Raw genomic sequence first — 18,092 nt, 5'->3', positions numbered from 1 at the left:
GTTCTCCTTTGCTGCTGTATATTAGTTATTTTATTTCTCAAAAAAGAATCTCGCTTGCGAGATTCTCTGCCTGTGGCGGGTTGCGATAGCAACATCTTCGTTGCCGCCACAGTGTGATCCCCCGGAGGGTTTTATGTTATAGAAAACATAGTTTTCTATAACATAAAAAAAGTGCAGAAAAACAGCGTAATCACTGTTCTTTCCCCACCGAAAAGAATCTTTCACATATAGCAGGTCTCCTGACTTGATATCTCCCTTTAATTCTGCCTTCCCCAAATTATTAAGTGGCTCTTTAGAATTATCGTCCATCACACAGTAGAGCGGGCTGTTCCGGACTCTCACCGGATTCCCTTTTCAATGACTTCCGTCATCACTATATGCCTTACTTCTATAAAAGTAGCATATACCCCCGTAATCTTCAAATCGAAAAAACACATATACTTATGAGATATTTCTATATTTAGATTTGATGTTGTGTAACAAGAACCCCCATTTTCAAACGACAAAAACAGGGGTTCTTTTGAATCTTATTATTTTCTGAAACAACCTTCACCGGCTTCTTATAATCAATTGCCATAAGTCCCGGCTCATTACTCTCCTATATAGCTCCAGCACTTCAATGCCTCTCTCAGTTCTTCTTTCTCCTGAGCTGCTTCTCTAAAATTTCTTCCTTCTATCACAATATCTATAGCCTGGCGCATTGCTCTTGCCCCTGCTGTGGCTCCCCAAGGATGTCCCTGAACCGCTCCTCCTGCTGCCAGCACAATATCTTTCCCTGCCTCCCTGACGTATTTTTCCACCATTCCCGGATGGACTCCGCCTCCGATTGAAGGCATAGAAGGTTTCAAACCATACCAGGGCAGGGTTAGTTGGGCAAACGTCTGGATATATTTCTGATACAAGAGAGGATAACCGCCATAAGGCGTGTTTACCATTACAATATCAGCTCCACCCAGGCGCGCCAGTTTTCCGGCTGCCAGTGGAGAGGACATTCCGCTGGCAGTTCCTTCATAATACATTCCTGCACCTGCCGCATGTCCCAAAACCGGCACATGGGATGCCTCCGATACCTGCTTTAAAACGCTGTATCCTACAGCTGCAAAGTTCAGCATAATCCCATCTGCTCCCGCATCCTCCACACGCTTTACAGTATCCATAATCTCCCCTGCACCACTTGTCACGTTCACAAAATATAAAACCCGCTCGCCGGTTTTTTCATAAGCCGCCTGGGCCGCCTGTTTGTATGCTTTTACCCGGTCCCAGGACTTACTGTAAGAGGGGTTTCCAAGCAGTTCATCATCTTTGATAAAATCTACGCCCCCCAGTGCCGTCTCATAGAATATCCGTGCACCTTCCGCCGGCGTCAGCCCGGTACAGGGCTTAATCATATTTAATAAAAAAGGGCGCTGCTCAATTTGGGTCAGCTTCCGTATACCCTCTATCCCATAATAAGGTCCCGGGAATTTTTTTGTATATTCCTCCGGCAGTTCGATATCGAGCAGCTTGACCTGGGCAGAGGTTGACGCATCATTTCCCAGAAGTGACGTGAGAAGAAGCGGAAAATCACTGCCAAAATTCACTGCCGGGTAGGCAATCTGAATAATATATTCCCGCTCCAAAGTGTCAAGCTGCGTAGATAAATCAAGAGCAGGCACATCAAACACATTCACCACCTTTCCCATATATTTTTCTCTGATTTCCTCCGTAATGCCGGGAATCGGTATCCATGTTCCAATAGTCTGCCCAACAGCCAGGGTGGATGCCTTTTTCAATACATCTGTCTCTTTAGGCAGCTTGATATAATAAGATGCAACCACATAATTCTTACTGCGGATATTCTCCGGCAGTGTATATAATACTGAGTCCATTGTTTCTCCTTTACATACAACAGGAGCCTGAATACCGTCCGTATCCAGGCTCCTATTACTTTTTTTATCAGGTTTCCTCATGGAAATATGCATCTGAATTGTAGGGGATATTTTCCGTTCTTTTTTTCAGATTCTCCCGCAGAAGCTCATAGATTAAGTCACTGTCCCGCTTTTCCAAAGCTTCCAGATAGCTCTGGTGCTCCTCTATCATGCGTTCTCTTGACTCCTTACTATTCAAAAGCTCCTGCCCGTATATCAGTTTGAAAAAAGACAGGTTATCCCACAATGACTCTATCATCGTACACACTCTGCCAAGCTCACTTGCTTTGTAAATGGAAAAATGGTACAGTCTGTTCTGCTGATATACATCAATGGCATCCAATTCGTCCTGAGTGACAATCCGTCTGTATTCCTCGTGAATCTTCCGGAAATTTTCAATATCCTTCTCCGTAATCTTCTCGCAGGCATATTTTGCCGCCACGGGTTCAAGTGCTGTCCTGGCAATGTATATCTGCCGGACATCCTCCTTTGTCAGTGTCACAAGCCGCGTTCCTGCATAGGGAATTGACTCTGCCAGACTCATCTTCTCCAGATTGCTCAGTGCTTCCCTTATGGGCATCCTGCTGACTCCAAGCTGGCTTGCCAGTTCTTCCGTGTTCAGCTTGTCTCCCATAAGAAGCTTTCCGCTCATGATCCATTCCATCAGCTTATCCAGAACAAGGTCCGGCAGCCTGTTATGCTGCAGTGTGACCTTGTTAAAGTCATTCATTGTAATTCGCGCACTTTCTCTCATATAGTTTTCACCTAAAGTAATATTTACAAGCCAAGCTTTGAAACGGCTGCTTTCAAAATTGCCACCTGTGCGGTCTCCTCCATCAGCTCCGCTGTATGTTCTGCATCAATTGCATCCTTTCCAACTGCCACAATCCCGTGATCCACCAACAGAAATCCGGGCAGCTCTGGATACTCGCTATATATTTTTTCAACAAAAGGAAAATAATCTTTTTCAACTACTGCTGCCGGAACATCTAAAGTAGGATAATCTGTGCATACCTTCAGTTTTGCATGCCATGTTGTTCTGGTCAGTTTCTTTCCTGTGGAGGCCCATGCAATCGAATACGGTGAATGAACATGCACAACTGAATTCATCTTAGGGCAAATTCTGTATAGCAAACCGTGTAGTAAAGCTTCTCTTGTAGGTTTCCCTTTCCCTTCTACTAAATTACCGTCAAAATCAGTAATGACAAAACTCTCCGGTGTACTGTCGGCAAAAGAGCTGCCGCTAGCCTTTACAAGCATTAAATCCCTGTCTGGTATCCGGGCACTTACGTTTCCGCCACTACCTGTCTGTATACCTCTAGTATAAGCTCTTTTACAGGCTATGACAAGTTCCTCTGCTATTTTTTTAACATCTTCTGTCATGTTTTCAATATCCTTCCATATCAAATCGCGAGTTAATATTTTACTTCATCACCGATAACGCCTCTCTCACGCAGTTCATCAATCATATAATGTGCTGCCTGTACTCCCCATTCCTTTGTGTCAAGGTTTCCGGGGATTGTGATAGTCTGAATATTGTCATTTTTCAGCTCTTTTATTTTCCGAAAAATCACATCATCTACTTCCTTATAATACAGCTCTTCCCCTTCCCGGGTATTATGGCGCATCCCCTCTGTCGGGAGCAGAAGCTTAACCGGATAATCAATTTTTTCCAGACGCTCCACAAAGCGTGCCGTGGTAATCTCTGCCTCATCAGGGAGCAGCTTGATATGCGCCGTTGTGGCATTGTGATACATATAAATACGTTGCTCCATACGGGGCGGAAACTCTTCCACAGAGAAATCAATAAAATCCAGACCACCCACACTGACAACTAACGGAACTTTTTTCTGTACTCCTTTCACCAGCCTGTATTTTACATCTTCTCCAAAGGAGAACCCGCCTTTAAAATATTCCTGCGTAATTTCATGGGTAGTCAGGTCCAGAATTCCGTCAATAAGACCATCCGCAGCCATCTGTTCCATAATTGCCCCACCAGTGCCGGTAGCATGAAAACCGATTACTTCCATCCCCAGACGTTCCAACTCATCCACGGCTGCACAGGCACCCGTATTAGTAATCCCCATTAGTGTTACACCAATTACCGGTTTACTGCCCTTTTGCAGAATCTTCCCCGCTGCTTTTACCATGCCTGCACAGCAGGCACAGGCATTGTCCAGGATTTGTCTTGTCACGATGTTCATTCCTGTAAAATCACATATGGAAGGAATCACTACAATATCTTTATCCCCCACTACATCTTGAAACATCCTTCTCCCGGATGCCACTGTAGTTGCCATGACCTTTGGAAAGCCTATAGGCAGCCGTTTCATTGCATTGGTTGCCATAACGGTATTCTGAAGTCCCCCCGCAGAGAGAACCCCTTGAATTCTGTTCTCCCGAAAAAGCTTTTCCACAAAGGCAGCGCAGGCATCCATCATAAAACTGATTTTTTCACTTTTTGTCTTTGGTTCAAATTCTGCCCAGCTTGTGCCATAGGACTCTGCAACCGCCTCCCTGGATATGTCATACCCATAGGAGGAGCCCGGACCTGTGGCCACATCAATTACTAGAGCCTGTACACCCTGTGAAGTGATACACTCCCGCATATATTCCACTTCCCGGTATTTTGTGTCGCAGCTTTCAATTACAGCTATCGTCTTCATAAGCATCCTATTTTTTCAGTCCCAGAACTGGGATACGCCCCTCGTTCCACTGTGCATATGATTCACAATAATCAGATAACCCTTTATCATGTGCAAGCAGCAGATGAGTATGCGGGTCAACGCCTGCTTCATCACAGCGTCTTACGGTATCCCTGATTGTATTCCAGGAAGCCACAATATCAACGTAACGCCCCGGAGGGCAGATATCGTAATGCAATGCGTCTGCCATCTCCTGCGGCACATCAATGTTACTCATTACAAATACAGAATCGCCTACACAATAGTAAGGTCCATTTTCTGTTTCTATAACCACTGTCATATGGCCAGGACAGTGTCCAAAGCTTTCAAATACACTGATTCCCGGAATGATTTCACATTCACCTTCCACCGTCTCGAATCGTTCTTTTACCCCAGGCTGGTCAAATGGTGCAATAATCTCATCACCGTCTTTTGCAATAATGGCACGTTCATAGCTCTTAAAATGAAGCGGTACTGGATTATGCGCGTATTCCCATTCTGTTTTGTTGCATATAAAACGTGCCTTTGTAAATTTCTCTATATAGAATACATGGTCCCAGTGAAGGTGTGTAAATACGACAATATCTACATCTGATGGTTTGTACCCCACCTTAGCAAGCTTAGCCTCAATATCATCTGCACCCGGTGTCTGCCAGGAGCCTTTGTGATGATATTTATTTGCACGCTCGGTCCATGCCATCCCTGTATCAACCAGAACCAGCTGTTCTCCTCCCTCAATCAGAAACGTGAAGTCCGGCAGGGCTACTGCTTCCTCCGGCAGTCCCTTTAAATATGGTTTGCATGAAAAATGATAATGATATTCCAGTGGCTTTGTGGGAATAAATCCTGTGTTAAGTGGCCTTATTGTAAATCCCATAATAAATACCTCGCTTTCTTTTATCTAAATTGTTTTCTTTTATCTTAAAATTGTCGTCAGCCGCCAATTTTAATTCATAGATTAAACCGCACTTCTTTCTTGTTTCCGTTTTGTATAGGTGTCAAATAATACCATAGCGATAATAACAATCCCCACCACCATGCCCTGTGCAAAGGAAGATATACCTTTCAGATTCATTACATTTACGATAATCGTCAGAATCAAAGACCCGATGACAGTTCCTACAACACCGCCTTCGCCGCCCAGCATGGAGGTCCCTCCGATTACGACGGCCGCCACTGTCTGAAGCCCATAGCTGTCTCCCATGGCTGCGTCCGCTGCATTTAGCCTTGCTGTTATCAGCATTCCGGCAAGTCCTGCACACATGCTGCACATCATAAAACTGGAAACCATAATCCTCTTCATCGGCACTGCCGAATATTTCGCTGCAACCGGGTTAGAACCATATGCATATACCTGTCTTCCGTAGGTAGTTCTCTGAAGCAGTATATAAATCACTACAACAACAATTGCCGCAATAATAATCAGATTAGAAACCGGACCAATATGTCCCACCCCAATCTGTGTGAAATTTTTAGGCAGGTCATAGATAACCGCACCCTGCATGACTATAATTGCCAGACCTCCAAGTACCCAGTTAGTCCCATAAGTTGCAATAAAGCTTGGAAGTATTCCTGCCAGAAACCCATTTACAATTCCAACAATCATACCTATCAGAATCCCAATTGCAAATGCCGCCAGGATAGGAACTCCTTCTTTCATCATACGGGCACAGATACAACCTACAAATCCCGCCGTAGCCCCTACCGATAAATCCATACCTCCTGTCAGCAGTACCGCAGTAAGTCCCGCACTCAGAACAAGAAGAATACTTGCCTGTCTGAAAATCGTTATTAGGTTGTCCACAGTACGGAAGTTCGGAGCGATAGCTGCTGAAATAATAATCAGCACAATCAATCCGGCCAGACTATAAAATACTTTAGAACTTTTTATCTCTTCAAATAATCTTTTTGCTTTCATGCCCATGTCCCCCTATTCTTTTGCACGAATACGGACAACCGCATCAATAATAATCGCTGCTAAAACGATAGAACCGATAATTGCATTCTGATATATTGACTGTACTCCAACAACGTTCAGCCCGTTCTTAATAATCTGAATCAACAGCACACCAAAAATAGTTCCGGTGACACCACCCTTTCCTTCCCGCAGTGACGTTCCTCCAAGAAGTGTTGCAGCTACGGCCTGGAATTCCCATCCGTTTGCCACAATCGGCTGCCCGGATTCTACCCGGCAGAGTGTAATGATTCCCGCAATGCCTGCAATCATGCCGGCAAATGCATATGTTTTTATCAGACATTTCACCGGGCTAATGCCCGCAAGAGCCAGTGCCTCCCTGTTGCCGCCTAGTCCGTAGATATTTGTACCAAATTTTGTTTTCCGAAGCACTACCCAGACAATTACAAACACAGCTACAGCCACCCATACCATAAGCGGGATGAACAGGATTGTCGTCTCTGTCACAATCCGGTATGTAAAGCTGGAAAAATAAACGGAAGAACCTGCCGTCAAAAGCAGTGAAATACTATTCACTATATTCTGCATTCCATAAGTCGCAATAAAAGGGGGAATGTTTCCCTTTGCCACGATCAGACCATTTACTGCGCCAATCAGCATAGTACAGCAAACCGCAATCACCATTGCAGCTTCCAGAATAATTCCACGCTGTGCTAAAAATACGATAAACACTGTCACAAAGCTGACCTGCGCCCCCAGTGACAAATCTGTTCCCTGTGTCAGGACGATACAAGTTTGTGCGAATGCCACTATCATTAACGGGGTGGACTGAATCAGTACATTCCTGAAGTTTGAAAATGACAGATAGTGTGGGGCCATAAAACTGAATATTACAATGATAATGACCAGCATATACGCTACCGGAGGTACCCTCTTCATCGTTTGCTTAAAGCTATTTTTCTGCATCCTCAGTACCTCCTGTTCCCAGCATCATCCGTGCACCGATGCTTTCGGAATTGAATTCTTCCGAGCCGCGCCTTATTTCATCCACAATCTCTCCTTCATGCATAATGTAAATCCTGTCACTCATGCCGATAACCTCCGGAAGCTCTGAGGAAATCATGATAATTGCTTTTCCTTCCGATGCCAGACGGTCCATAAGCCCGTAAATCTCCATTTTTGCCGCAACATCAATACCCCTTGTAGGCTCATCAAAAATCAGGATATCCGGGTTAAAACTCAGCCATTTGGCAAGAACCACTTTCTGCTGGTTGCCGCCGGATAAGTATTTACATGCTTTGTTTACGCTTGTTGTAGCTATTCTGAGCTGCTTTTTATAATCAAGAGCTATCTCATTTATCTTCTTATTTGATATAAAGAAATTCGGAAACACTTTTTTTAGGCTGACTGCCACTGTATTCAGTGCAACGGACTCGTCCAGCGCAAGCCCCTGGAGTTTTCGGTCTTCACTTACCAGCCCGACTCCAAGCTTCACAGCATTTTGGGGAGATTTTGGTAAAACATTTTCTTCATTTATAAAAACATTTCCAGACTTGACAGGTTCAATTCCATAGAGCAGTTCTGCCGTCTCAGTGCGTCCTGCACCGACCAGTCCCGCAATTCCCACAATCTCACCCCGCCTGACGCTGATGCTCACATTTTTTACTTTTCCCTTGTAATCACATAAATTCTGGGTGCGAAGTGCAATCCCGGTATGTTCATTCCGAGTACGGACATAAACCTGGGATACATCCCTGCCAACCATCATATTTACCAGTTCTTCGTTTGAACACGCGTCGATATCTACTGTCTTAATCTTTACCCCATCCCTGAGTATAGTAATCCTGTCACCAATCAGCGGAAATTCCTGCATCCGGTGTGACACATAAACGATACCGATACCTTCCTTTTTCAAACGGTGAATTTGTACAAATAAGGACTCCACTTCCCTTTCCGATAAGGTAGCCGTAGGCTCGTCAAATACCATGACCCGTGGTTTAAAAGAAAGTGCTTTCGCAATTTCAACCATCTGCTGCTCTGCAACGCTTAGATTTTTCACATGACTCTTCACGTCAATGTATTCACAGTTCAGCGACTCCATCAGCCGCTGTGCTTCTCTCTCCATTCTCTTATGGTCAATTAGTCCCAATTTTGTCCGGTATTCCCGGTTCAGGAAAATATTCTGGGCCACACTGATATGAGGGACCAGCGTAAATTCCTGATACACTGCAACAATTCCTTTTGCCAGTGCTTCCTTTGTTCCATTAAACTTTACCACCTCGTTGTCAAAAGTAACTTCTCCTTCTTCTGCTTTGTAGGCGCCCAGAATTACTTTTGCCAGCGTACTCTTTCCTGCGCCGTTTTCTCCGACCAGAATATGCACTTCACCTTCCCGCAAATCGAAGTCTACATCATCCAGCGCCTTCATACCGGGAAACAATTTCGTAATATGACGTGCTTTCAATATTATCTTAGCCATTTTTTCACCTCATCCACTTCTTTCAACCGGATACTCCTTTTGTAAAGGAGGTTGCAAAACAGAACCTTTACACCAGATATAAAATATTGCTTTTTTGTCAAATATTTAATATCCCATATTATAAGTTTATTTTGCAGCCTCCTCTGGTGAAATCTTATGAGTTATTTCTTATTGGATTACTTTCCACCAGGCAATATTTTCTTTGTAATTCTCTACCGTCTCAGCCATAATCAGTGGGTCATTGGCCGCTGCCGGGAAGGGAATAAACTTGCCATCGGGTTCAGTTCCGTCATTCAGATAATTGACTGCATACGCACATGCAATGTATCCTGACCCATAAGGGTCTGTATTATATGTAGCAAACATGTCACCGGATTCCACCGCGCTTGTGGCATCTGTACTTCCGTCAAAGCCTGCTACCAGTACATCTGTCCTGCCGGCTGCCTTCAAGGCCTGAACACCTCCCAGTGCACTCTCATCATTCATACCGATGATTCCCTGAACGTCTGTATACTTCTGAAGCAGGTTTTCTGTTACAGACATCCCTTCTGTTCTCTTGAAGTTGGCTGTCTGAGATGCAACTATCTCGATATCTGGATATTCAGAAAAAGCTTCCTTGATGCCTTCCAGCCTCTCAATGGCATTGGCCGCTCCGGGAGGTCCCTCGAGGATGATAATATTCCCTTTGCCGCCTAAGGCTTCCGCCATCTTTGTAGCAACTGTTACCCCTGTCTCTCTGTAGTCTACCCCTGTTCTCAGGAAGGTGTCTTCCGATGCAGGTGTCCCGATTGTAATTACTATAATTCCAGCTTCCTCTGCTTTTCTGACACCCGGCATAATTCCGTTAGAATCTGCACAATGTACGATAATCACGTCCATTTCCTGCTGAATCATGTCTTCCATAATCTTTACCTGCTCCTCAACGCTATCTGCTGTGGAGGGTGCCTGAGTAACTGCTGTAAAGCCCATATCCGCTCCGGCTTTTTTAACCCCCTCGGCCTGAGCAACCATATATGGGTTGGTTGTGTTCTTGGCAATATACCCGATCTTGTATTCTTCATTCGCTTTCACATCTGATGTAATCTGTGCTCCGATTCCTTTTACCGGAAGTTTGTCTGCATTTACAGTGGTAGCTGACTCTCTTGTTATCTCTGAAGATGAGCTGTCTGAGCTTTCCTCAGTCTTTGTGTCAGTACTTGCTGTTTCCTGTGTGGAAGTGCTGCATCCTGCAAGAAGTGTACAGGCCATTGCTGCCGTCATTAAAACGGCTACTAACGTTTTCTTTCTCATTTTCTTCCTCCTTTTTTTCTCCATTCCGTTTTGGATATCGGATATTGGATACAATTTTGTTATGTTCAATATAGCACCACTGTTTTTATCTGTCAATAATAAATAATATATTTTTCTTTTTAGTATAATTTTAGTGTATTTTCAACAATTATGTTTGAGGGTTTCTGTTAAATATTACAATTCTTACCTTTATTAATTTATCATTTTCAACCACATTTGATTTTGGACATAAAAATAGATGGGAAATTCTTTCTCTCATTTTGAAAAAGAATTTCCCATTCTGTTTTTTATAAATGATAGAGTATTTTACTAGCCACATCAGCTTAAAACAGACCGTCCAATGTTAGTCCGGAATAGCCCCTCACGCCGAAGCGCAGTCGCTTTAGCAGCCATTTCCCTTGTGTGCGTAGTATCCCCCCGGAAGGGTGTTATATAATAGGGAATTTAAAGCAACAAAAGACCCCGTAATTAATCAGCTTACAATCAATTACGGGGCAACATTTTTGAATTTCTATTTATCACACTCTATATCTTTTAAATCTGTATTACATTTGTTCCCGTTTTTCTAACCTCTTTTATTGCATCTTTGGGAAATTCAAAATCAGTAACAATGTTATCATAATCTGTAATCTTATTTACAAATGTTAATGCGGTACTATGAAATTTTGAATGGTCTGCGACAAGGAATGAATTCTGACTTTTCTGAACAGCCATCCGTTTCAAAAATGCTTTATCCGTCGTAGGCGTCATAACATTCAGGTCCTCATCTATAGCAGCAGTTCCAAAGAATCCGATGTCAAACCTTAGAAACTCTATCATTTGTGTCGTATAATAGCCGTGAGTACTGCCGGTGCTTTTTTGCACTTGTCCTCCGCAAATAATCAAATCAGCAGGGCTGTCTAATAAAAGCTTTGCAATTTCTATATCATTAGTTACCACTGTAATTTCCGGAACATGTGAAATCAATTTTGCAATCTCATATGTTGTGGTTCCCGCATCCAAAAAAACAACGTTGGATTCTTTCACATATTTATAGCAAGCTTTCGCTAACTGGCCCTTTATCTCACTATTTCTTATACGTTTATCAGCATATATAACTTCATTTTTTGAAACAGCTCCCCCATGGCAGCGGTTTATCATACCCTGGGCATTTAATTTTTCAAGATCTCTGCGTATTGTCATTGTGCTTACATCCAGTTCTTTTGCAAGTTCTTCCACCTGCACACTTCCCCGTTTTTCAACCATACGTACAATCTTATCCTGACGTTCTGCTATTAGCATGAGACCAACACCTCCTCTTTCATCATAATACATGATTTTAGGAGACCTTTCAACTTTAAACATTGCCAGCATTAATTTTAGCCCCAGATAGCATTAAGAATTAAAAGTGAAATTAAAGATGTAATGCAGCATAAAGTAGAGGTAACGGTCCATACACGCATTTGTTCTTTTGTATTTTTAATGCCTAATGTTTCATTAATAACCCAAAAATAAGAATCATTAAAATAAGAGAAGAATATTCCTCCTATACAAGCCGCAAGACCTGCAAAAACGGGATCCAAACCAAGTTTTCCTAACATAGGTGAAACTACAGATGCCGCTGTCAACATGGCAACAGAACCAGAACCTTGTATTACCCGCAGCAATAGCGCTATTATGAATGGTAATAAAATTGCCGGAATCATCGTCTTTGCAATTGAAGATGCAATATAATCTCCAAGACCGCTTACCTGAATTATTTTTCCAAGCACCCCGCCTCCGCCGACCAGAAGCATCAGTTTACCGGAAGCTTTCAGACCCTCTTCTACACTTCCAAGTGTCTTCTCTTTTGTCATGTTTTTTGTTAAAGCAAACAATGCTATAAACAATCCGATTGCCAGGGCAATAATTGGTGCTCCCAGGAATGAAAATACTGTTCCCAGGCTTCCATTTACTACACCTAAATTTGTCAGAACATTATTCAGGATGATCAGTAAAATAGGGACTACAATCGGTGCAAAAGCTTTTCCTGGGGAAGGCAGACCTTCCTCCTTCACAGCCTCGTTATTATAAACTGTTTCTAATTTATTTTCCGGACGTATCCATGTATCGTTTTCACCAGGAATCTGATATATCTTATTGCCCAAATATCTTGCATAAATGATTACTACAATTAAAGAGGGAATAGAAATAAGTGTCCCCAGCAGCATCATTCGGCCAATCGGAGCATTCAGTATTCCGGCCACCCCTATTGGTCCGGCTGCAGGCGGTACCAGACTGTGACTTAAAACAAGACCGCCTGCTAACGCTACTCCTAACGCAACCACAGATTTCTTTGTCTTCTTTGACAATCCTTTTACAAGAGGTGCAAGAATAATAAAGCCTGATGTACAAAAAATAGACAATGATGTAATAAATCCAACAACCCCCATGGCTTCCACTTCTTTATCTTTCCCAAGAAGTTTAAGCAGGGAATTTGCCATTGTTGTTGTGGCTTTGGAATCCTCAAGCAATTTACCCAGCATTACTCCAAAACCTATAATAATTCCTATACTTCCAAGTGTTCCTCCGAAACCTTGCGGAATCGCTTCAACAATATCTTTCGGATTCATGCCGCCTATCAATCCTATAACTACCGCACTGGTGATTAAGGCAAGAAAAACGTGCACTCTTGTCTTTGTTATCATGAAAATCAGCAATGCCATTCCAATTAATAAACCTATTAACATTTGAATATCTGCATTCATAGTTTATACCCTCTTCACTCAATTTTATTATAATATATTAAACCAAATACTTCTCTGTACTTGCCGGAAGCGGCTCATCCCCTCATACCTGGGCCGCTTTGAATTATTAGATTACACTTTTCAGATAATCAATACAGGTTATTAATGTGTCATCACTGCCAACCAGGCCACCTTTTGTTACGATAGGTGTTTTGTTCATATCTTTATCAATAATCATACTGTATATGGCAAGGGGAACTACCTCGGCACGAACATCAAATCCCACAGCCCCAATCCGTTTGCTGTAGGCTGAAGATATATCTCCGCCGGATACATAAAGGCCCCCAATCTCATCTTTTAATTGTTTTTGAATTTCATATGTAATATCTGCCATAGCCCCTGCAATATATTCCGCACATTCTCCTTTGCTTTTCCCTTTCACTTCTCCAATTTTGGAAAAATCCAATACATCAGAATCTTCAAAGGTTGTTACAACTGCTAATATATCCGATTGTTCTTTATTATTTACCACTTCTTTAACAACCCTCTGTACTTCCGCCTCCCGTTCCGATTCTTTAAAGAACAAAAGCGAATTTACTTTTACAATATAAGGATTGCAGTGCTTTTTCAGTGCCTGAATCTGCCTTCTTGTTAATGCTGATGCACTGCCGATTGAGCATAATATTTTCTTTTCTTTTTTCACACCTGCGTAAAGTTCACGAACCACACTTCCCGTAAAAGGCCCCGGATCAATGGCAACAAACTTTATCTCCGCGCTGACACATCCTTTTGCGATTTCCTGAATATCTTCATTTGTCCTCGCATCTATTACAACAACTCTGCAGTCCTTTGTCTGCTCAAGCACTGCCTTTTTGATTGCTTCATTTCCCTGCATTACTGTTGTGAGCGCTACATAACCAACTTTATGCTCAGTCTGTAACCTTACAATATCCGTAACATTGGAAATAGAAACGGGAGAGATTGGGTCTTTTGCAACCTCTGTCAATTCCAGCGGCACATGATTCACTAACAGGTAATCTCCCAATGCTGTTCTTCCGGAGTTTGGAAATGACGCTACTACAATCGCATACGTGTCTTCTCCTAGTCCTTCTAATACAGCATCAATTTCTGCACCTACATTTCCACGTAATGTAGAATCACACCTTTTGCTGAAAAAATTACAGCCTCTGCTTTTAAAGCATTCTGCTGCCTCTTTCACCACTTCAAAAGCTTTAGATTTTTCCATTCCCCGGCTTGCAGTACTTGTGCATAGAATGTCATAACCCTGGAATTTATCAATATCCTTTAAATCCAATACTGTACCCACTCTATAGCCTTCCTGGGCTATAATAGCTCCCGTATCGTTTGCTCCTGTCAAATCGTCTGCAATAATAGCTGCTTTTAACATCTCTCTTACCTCATCATTCTTTATTTTAGAAATTGGGGCCATATTTTACCGCCAAAAGTATTGCTTCAATCATGCTTACTGCGCTTACTACACCTGTTCCTGCTATATCAAATGCCGTACCATGGTCTACGGAAGTACGTAATATAGGCATTCCTCCCGTAATGGCAATTGTTCTTTCAAAATCAAGTGTTTTGGTTGCTATATGCCCTTGATCATGATATAGAGAAAGCACGCTGTTGAATTTACCCTGCAGAGCTTGATGGAATACTGAATCCGCTCCAACCGGGCCTACTACCTGATATCCTTCTTTCTGAAGTTCTTCAACTGCTGCATAAACCTCTTCTTCTTCATCTCCGAAAAGGCCATGCTCTCCAGAATGAGGGTTTAATCCGGCAATTGCCATTGTTCCATCTTTAACTCCAAGCTGCTTTAACATCTCTGTACATCTGTGCACATAATCCATAATTCTGTCTTTTTTCACCATATCGCAGGCTTTTCTCAAAGACACATGTCTGCTCAGGAAAAACACACGCATATCATGTACTTCAAACATTGTAAGCGGGTCCTCTGTTTTGGTTAATCCACCAAAGATTTCCGTATGGCCGATGTATGGAATCTCCGCTGCTTTTAATGATTCTTTATTAATTGGAGTGGTAGCAACAGCCGAAACTTTTTTGTCCATCGCAAGCTCTATACTCTTCACAATGTATTCAAAAGCAGCCTTTCCACACATAGCTGATACTTTTCCAAACTCAAATGTATCCATGTCTATGTTTCCAAGATCAATAAGATTCAAAGTATCGCTCTGGTATTGTCCCTGGCCGGGCTCCTGAATTACGCGTACTTTTAGCGGAGCATTTAAAATTTTTACCGCATTCTCCACTACCCCTTTATCCCCTACTACTACAACCTTTGCTGCTTCAAAAACTTTTGGGTCCATAATCGCTTTTACCACAATTTCCGGGCCAACTCCGGCAGGGTCTCCAATAGGTACAGCAATATAGTTTTCTTTCATGTTCTTCCTCTTTTCATTAATTGTTTGTTTATGTTTATTTGTTCGTTATTGTGATTCTATACTTTGAGTGGTACAATGTCAACCACATCTGATTATTTATATTCTTTTTTTGTAGTTTTTCACAAAAACAGAATTATATAATTGTGCAATTTTCTTGTTCCTTTGTGTTTGATTTTGACATTTTTAGTAATATAAATCGGCCAGGGTGTTTCAGCCTAGTTAGATAATTTGACTTCCATATGTGAAAATAGTATAATAATTTTTCCTACCAACCGGAAGGTAGGAAGAAAGGGAGGGTATGCATGGAAACAAAAAATAAAATTATTAATGCAACCTATGAATTGTTTGCTGACAAAGGGATGGAGTTTACTCTAAATGAAGTTTCAAAATTGGTCGGAATAAAAAAAGCGTCAATCTATGCGCATTTTCCAAGTAAGGAGGTTCTTCTCCATCAACTTTTTAATGAAGAAATAGATAACTATTTTATTGTTATTGAACAGAATTCTAATACATTAAAAGAACTGTACTTTGGAATTATAAATTATTTTGGATGTTCAAAAGAAAAGTCACTTTTTTGGAAAAGGCTGCTTTTGTTTCCACCAGACACAATGGAAAGTGAAATTCGCCAAAAGATTGTACGTTTATCAGAATCTCGGTTACAGAAGGTTAAGGCTTTAATTCGCAATGAATATCACTCTCGCGTAAAAAGTGAAAAAGAGATTGACTCACTGACGGTTATGTTTTTATCACTTGTACATGGTTTATTATCAAGTGAATTTATTTATTCGAAGTGTGTGATTGAAAATTACATAAATGAAGAATGGATATTATTTGAAAGAACACTAAAGAAAGAGGTATAGAGTTTTGAAACCAAAATTATTTTCAATTATTAAGCACAGGAAAAAAGAACTAACTGTACGGCAAATAAAAAATGATATTATTGCAGGAATTATCGTCGCAATTATTGCACTGCCGCTTTCCGTTGCTCTGGCGATCGCCTCAGGCGTAACTCCTGAAAAAGGACTGGTCACAGCAATTATTGCCGGGTTTTTAATCTCACTTTTAGGTGGGAGCCGCGTTCAAATAGGAGGGCCTACCGGGGCCTTTGTTGTTATTATATATGGAATCATTGCACAATATGGTCTTGAGGGATTACTGATATCGACAATACTTGCTGGTGTTTTTATGATTCTAATGGGAGTCGTCAAATTAGGAAGTGTAATTAAATATATCCCCTATCCTACAACGACAGGATTTACAAGTGGTATCGCTGTTGTATTGCTGTCAACACAAGTAAAGGATTTTTTTGGATTAAACATTGACCATGTTCCATCCGAATTTTTAGATAAGTGGGCAGCATATTTTCAGAACTTTAAAACAATTCATCTGGCTACAACATTAGTTGGCCTACTTTCGTTGTTAATCATTGTACTTTGGCCAAAAGTGAATAAAACTATACCAGGCAGTTTGATTGCCTTAGTCGTAATGACTATTGGTGTAAAAACTTTAAATATTCCAGTAGAAACAATCGGCAGTAGATTTGGTGATCTTTCAAGCAGTATAAAGCTTATAAATTTTTCTGAGCTTAATGTCAGCTTATCTGTTGTAAAAGAACTGATACGGCCAGCAATAACCATTGCATTCTTAGCAAGCATAGAATCCTTATTATCAGCTGTTGTTGCTGATGGCATGATTGGCAAAAAACATAATTCTAATATGGAATTAATTGCACAGGGTGTGGCGAACATAGCCTCAGCATTATTTGGAGGGATTCCAGCGACAGGAGCAATTGCCCGTACAGCGGCAAATATCAAAAATGGAGGACGTACTCCAATTGCAGGAATCGTGCATGCAATAATGCTTCTGTTAATTATGCTGGTATTTATGCCTTTGGCGAATTTGATTCCAATGGCAACACTAGCCGCGATATTAGTTGTGGTCGCATATAACATGAGTGAATGGAGATCTTTCAAAGGCATTTTTACTTCTACCAAAAGTGATGTAACAGTATTGCTTGTTACTTTTGTATTGACAATCTTATTTGATTTAGTAGTTGCAATTGAGATTGGCATGGTCATTGCAATGTTCTTGTTCGTAAAAAGAATGTCTGAGAACAAGCTGATAGAAAATGTGAGTCATGAAATGGAAATTGATTTTAGTGAATCAGATGATAGCGAAATGAGAGAGCATATAGACAGCCGAATCGCAATTTACGAAGTGAATGGCCCACTTTTCTATGGTGTTGTGAATACATTTTTGGATATTCTTAATGAACTTCGAAGTACAACAAGAATTTTGATATTAAGACTGAAAAATGTAAATAGTATGGATGCCACAGCACTTCATGCATTGAAGCAATTGGAAAAAAGATGTAAATCACAAAAAATTCTTATTTTATATGCGGAAATTAAGCCGCAGCCGCAAAACGTATTATGCATAAGCGGGTTTGCTGATAAAATCGGTCAAGATCGATTTTTTATGACGACAAAAGAAGCGAAACAAGCGGCTAACGAAATAATAGCAATTGATTTTCATTCCCCTTCAAATAGAAAAAAATGGAGGACTAAAAATTATTTTGCATCCCATTAAGATTTTTATCCTTGCTTTATATATCATCTTACCCACATTGTGAGGCGGCAAAACAAAGGTAAAGTAAAATATCATTGGAATAATTATATTGATTGATAGC

15 protein-coding genes and 1 riboswitch are annotated in these 18,092 nt (G+C 41.4%); of the genes, 2 read left to right on the top strand and 13 right to left on the bottom strand.

Annotated elements, in window-relative coordinates; translation table 11 throughout:
• Positions 1 to 211 precede the first annotated feature (211 nt).
• Positions 212 to 393, bottom strand: a riboswitch (cobalamin riboswitch).
• 197 nt (positions 394 to 590) lie between these two features.
• The 13 genes from A8805_RS11205 to pdxA form a co-directional block, all read right to left on the bottom strand.
• Complete coding sequence (locus tag A8805_RS11205) at positions 591 to 1,868, bottom strand: RuBisCO large subunit C-terminal-like domain-containing protein (protein ID WP_109711528.1); 1,278 nt, start codon at positions 1,866 to 1,868, stop codon at positions 591 to 593.
• A 67-nt stretch (positions 1,869 to 1,935) separates the two neighbouring features.
• Entirely contained in the window at positions 1,936 to 2,661 is a 726-nt protein-coding gene (locus A8805_RS11200; RefSeq protein ID WP_109711133.1) for a GntR family transcriptional regulator, read from the bottom strand.
• Between the two features lie 23 nt (positions 2,662 to 2,684).
• On the bottom strand, positions 2,685 to 3,290 hold the full coding sequence (locus A8805_RS11195) for a class II aldolase/adducin family protein (RefSeq protein WP_109711131.1): 606 nt from the start codon (positions 3,288 to 3,290) through the stop codon (positions 2,685 to 2,687).
• A 32-nt stretch (positions 3,291 to 3,322) separates the two neighbouring features.
• Positions 3,323 to 4,573: a Tm-1-like ATP-binding domain-containing protein gene (locus A8805_RS11190; protein ID WP_109711526.1), complete on the bottom strand. Its 1,251-nt coding sequence runs from the start codon at positions 4,571 to 4,573 to the stop codon at positions 3,323 to 3,325.
• A gap of 7 nt (positions 4,574 to 4,580) precedes the next feature.
• Positions 4,581 to 5,468, bottom strand: coding sequence for an N-acyl homoserine lactonase family protein (locus A8805_RS11185; RefSeq protein WP_109711129.1), 888 nt, complete (start codon positions 5,466 to 5,468; stop codon positions 4,581 to 4,583).
• Positions 5,469 to 5,549: 81 nt separating this feature from the next.
• The gene (locus tag A8805_RS11180) at positions 5,550 to 6,509 is read right to left on the bottom strand and encodes an ABC transporter permease (RefSeq protein WP_109711127.1); all 960 of its coding nucleotides are present in this window, start codon (positions 6,507 to 6,509) and stop codon (positions 5,550 to 5,552) included.
• 12 nt (positions 6,510 to 6,521) lie between these two features.
• Positions 6,522 to 7,472 (bottom strand): ABC transporter permease, encoded by a 951-nt coding sequence (locus tag A8805_RS11175; protein WP_109711125.1) that lies wholly within the window; start codon positions 7,470 to 7,472, stop codon positions 6,522 to 6,524.
• Entirely contained in the window at positions 7,459 to 8,985 is a 1,527-nt protein-coding gene (locus A8805_RS11170) for a sugar ABC transporter ATP-binding protein (protein WP_109711123.1), read from the bottom strand. Before A8805_RS11170 ends, A8805_RS11175 begins: the two co-directional genes overlap by 14 nt.
• 168 nt (positions 8,986 to 9,153) lie before the next feature.
• On the bottom strand, positions 9,154 to 10,275 hold the full coding sequence (locus tag A8805_RS11165) for a sugar ABC transporter substrate-binding protein (RefSeq protein ID WP_109711121.1): 1,122 nt from the start codon (positions 10,273 to 10,275) through the stop codon (positions 9,154 to 9,156).
• Between the two features lie 534 nt (positions 10,276 to 10,809).
• Positions 10,810 to 11,556 (bottom strand): DeoR/GlpR family DNA-binding transcription regulator, encoded by a 747-nt coding sequence (locus A8805_RS11160; RefSeq protein ID WP_109711119.1) that lies wholly within the window; start codon positions 11,554 to 11,556, stop codon positions 10,810 to 10,812.
• A 77-nt stretch (positions 11,557 to 11,633) separates the two neighbouring features.
• Positions 11,634 to 13,001, bottom strand: a complete 1,368-nt coding sequence (locus tag A8805_RS11155) for a GntP family permease (RefSeq protein WP_109711117.1) — start codon at positions 12,999 to 13,001, stop codon at positions 11,634 to 11,636.
• Between the two features lie 106 nt (positions 13,002 to 13,107).
• Positions 13,108 to 14,430, bottom strand: a complete 1,323-nt coding sequence (locus A8805_RS11150; protein WP_242992360.1) for a four-carbon acid sugar kinase family protein — start codon at positions 14,428 to 14,430, stop codon at positions 13,108 to 13,110.
• The gene (pdxA, locus tag A8805_RS11145) at positions 14,414 to 15,403 is read right to left on the bottom strand and encodes a 4-hydroxythreonine-4-phosphate dehydrogenase PdxA (protein ID WP_109711115.1); all 990 of its coding nucleotides are present in this window, start codon (positions 15,401 to 15,403) and stop codon (positions 14,414 to 14,416) included. The genes A8805_RS11150 and pdxA overlap by 17 nt, the downstream gene beginning before the upstream one ends.
• A gap of 302 nt (positions 15,404 to 15,705) precedes the next feature.
• Between pdxA and A8805_RS11140 the strand changes: the two genes are divergently transcribed.
• Both A8805_RS11140 and A8805_RS11135 read left to right on the top strand, forming a co-directional pair.
• Positions 15,706 to 16,263 (top strand): TetR/AcrR family transcriptional regulator, encoded by a 558-nt coding sequence (locus A8805_RS11140; protein ID WP_109711113.1) that lies wholly within the window; start codon positions 15,706 to 15,708, stop codon positions 16,261 to 16,263.
• Positions 16,264 to 16,267: 4 nt separating this feature from the next.
• Positions 16,268 to 17,992, top strand: coding sequence for a SulP family inorganic anion transporter (locus A8805_RS11135; protein ID WP_109711111.1), 1,725 nt, complete (start codon positions 16,268 to 16,270; stop codon positions 17,990 to 17,992).
• Positions 17,993 to 18,092: the final 100 nt, after the last annotated feature.

The organism is Faecalicatena contorta (assembly GCF_003149105.1).
GTDB lineage: Bacteria > Bacillota > Clostridia > Lachnospirales > Lachnospiraceae > Muricomes > Muricomes contortus_C.
This window is presented reverse-complemented; position numbering and strand designations above follow the sequence as displayed.

Coding starts and splice junctions, on each gene's coding strand:
- A8805_RS11205 (WP_109711528.1), bottom strand. CDS start 1,868: ATGGACTCAGTATTATATACACTGCCGGAGAATATCCGCAGTAAGAAT.
- A8805_RS11200 (WP_109711133.1), bottom strand. CDS start 2,661: ATGAGAGAAAGTGCGCGAATTACAATGAATGACTTTAACAAGGTCACA.
- A8805_RS11195 (WP_109711131.1), bottom strand. CDS start 3,290: ATGACAGAAGATGTTAAAAAAATAGCAGAGGAACTTGTCATAGCCTGT.
- A8805_RS11190 (WP_109711526.1), bottom strand. CDS start 4,573: ATGAAGACGATAGCTGTAATTGAAAGCTGCGACACAAAATACCGGGAA.
- A8805_RS11185 (WP_109711129.1), bottom strand. CDS start 5,468: ATGGGATTTACAATAAGGCCACTTAACACAGGATTTATTCCCACAAAG.
- A8805_RS11180 (WP_109711127.1), bottom strand. CDS start 6,509: ATGAAAGCAAAAAGATTATTTGAAGAGATAAAAAGTTCTAAAGTATTT.
- A8805_RS11175 (WP_109711125.1), bottom strand. CDS start 7,472: ATGCAGAAAAATAGCTTTAAGCAAACGATGAAGAGGGTACCTCCGGTA.
- A8805_RS11170 (WP_109711123.1), bottom strand. CDS start 8,985: ATGGCTAAGATAATATTGAAAGCACGTCATATTACGAAATTGTTTCCC.
- A8805_RS11165 (WP_109711121.1), bottom strand. CDS start 10,275: ATGAGAAAGAAAACGTTAGTAGCCGTTTTAATGACGGCAGCAATGGCC.
- A8805_RS11160 (WP_109711119.1), bottom strand. CDS start 11,556: ATGCTAATAGCAGAACGTCAGGATAAGATTGTACGTATGGTTGAAAAA.
- A8805_RS11155 (WP_109711117.1), bottom strand. CDS start 13,001: ATGAATGCAGATATTCAAATGTTAATAGGTTTATTAATTGGAATGGCA.
- A8805_RS11150 (WP_242992360.1), bottom strand. CDS start 14,430: ATGGCCCCAATTTCTAAAATAAAGAATGATGAGGTAAGAGAGATGTTA.
- pdxA (WP_109711115.1), bottom strand. CDS start 15,403: ATGAAAGAAAACTATATTGCTGTACCTATTGGAGACCCTGCCGGAGTT.
- A8805_RS11140 (WP_109711113.1), top strand. CDS start 15,706: ATGGAAACAAAAAATAAAATTATTAATGCAACCTATGAATTGTTTGCT.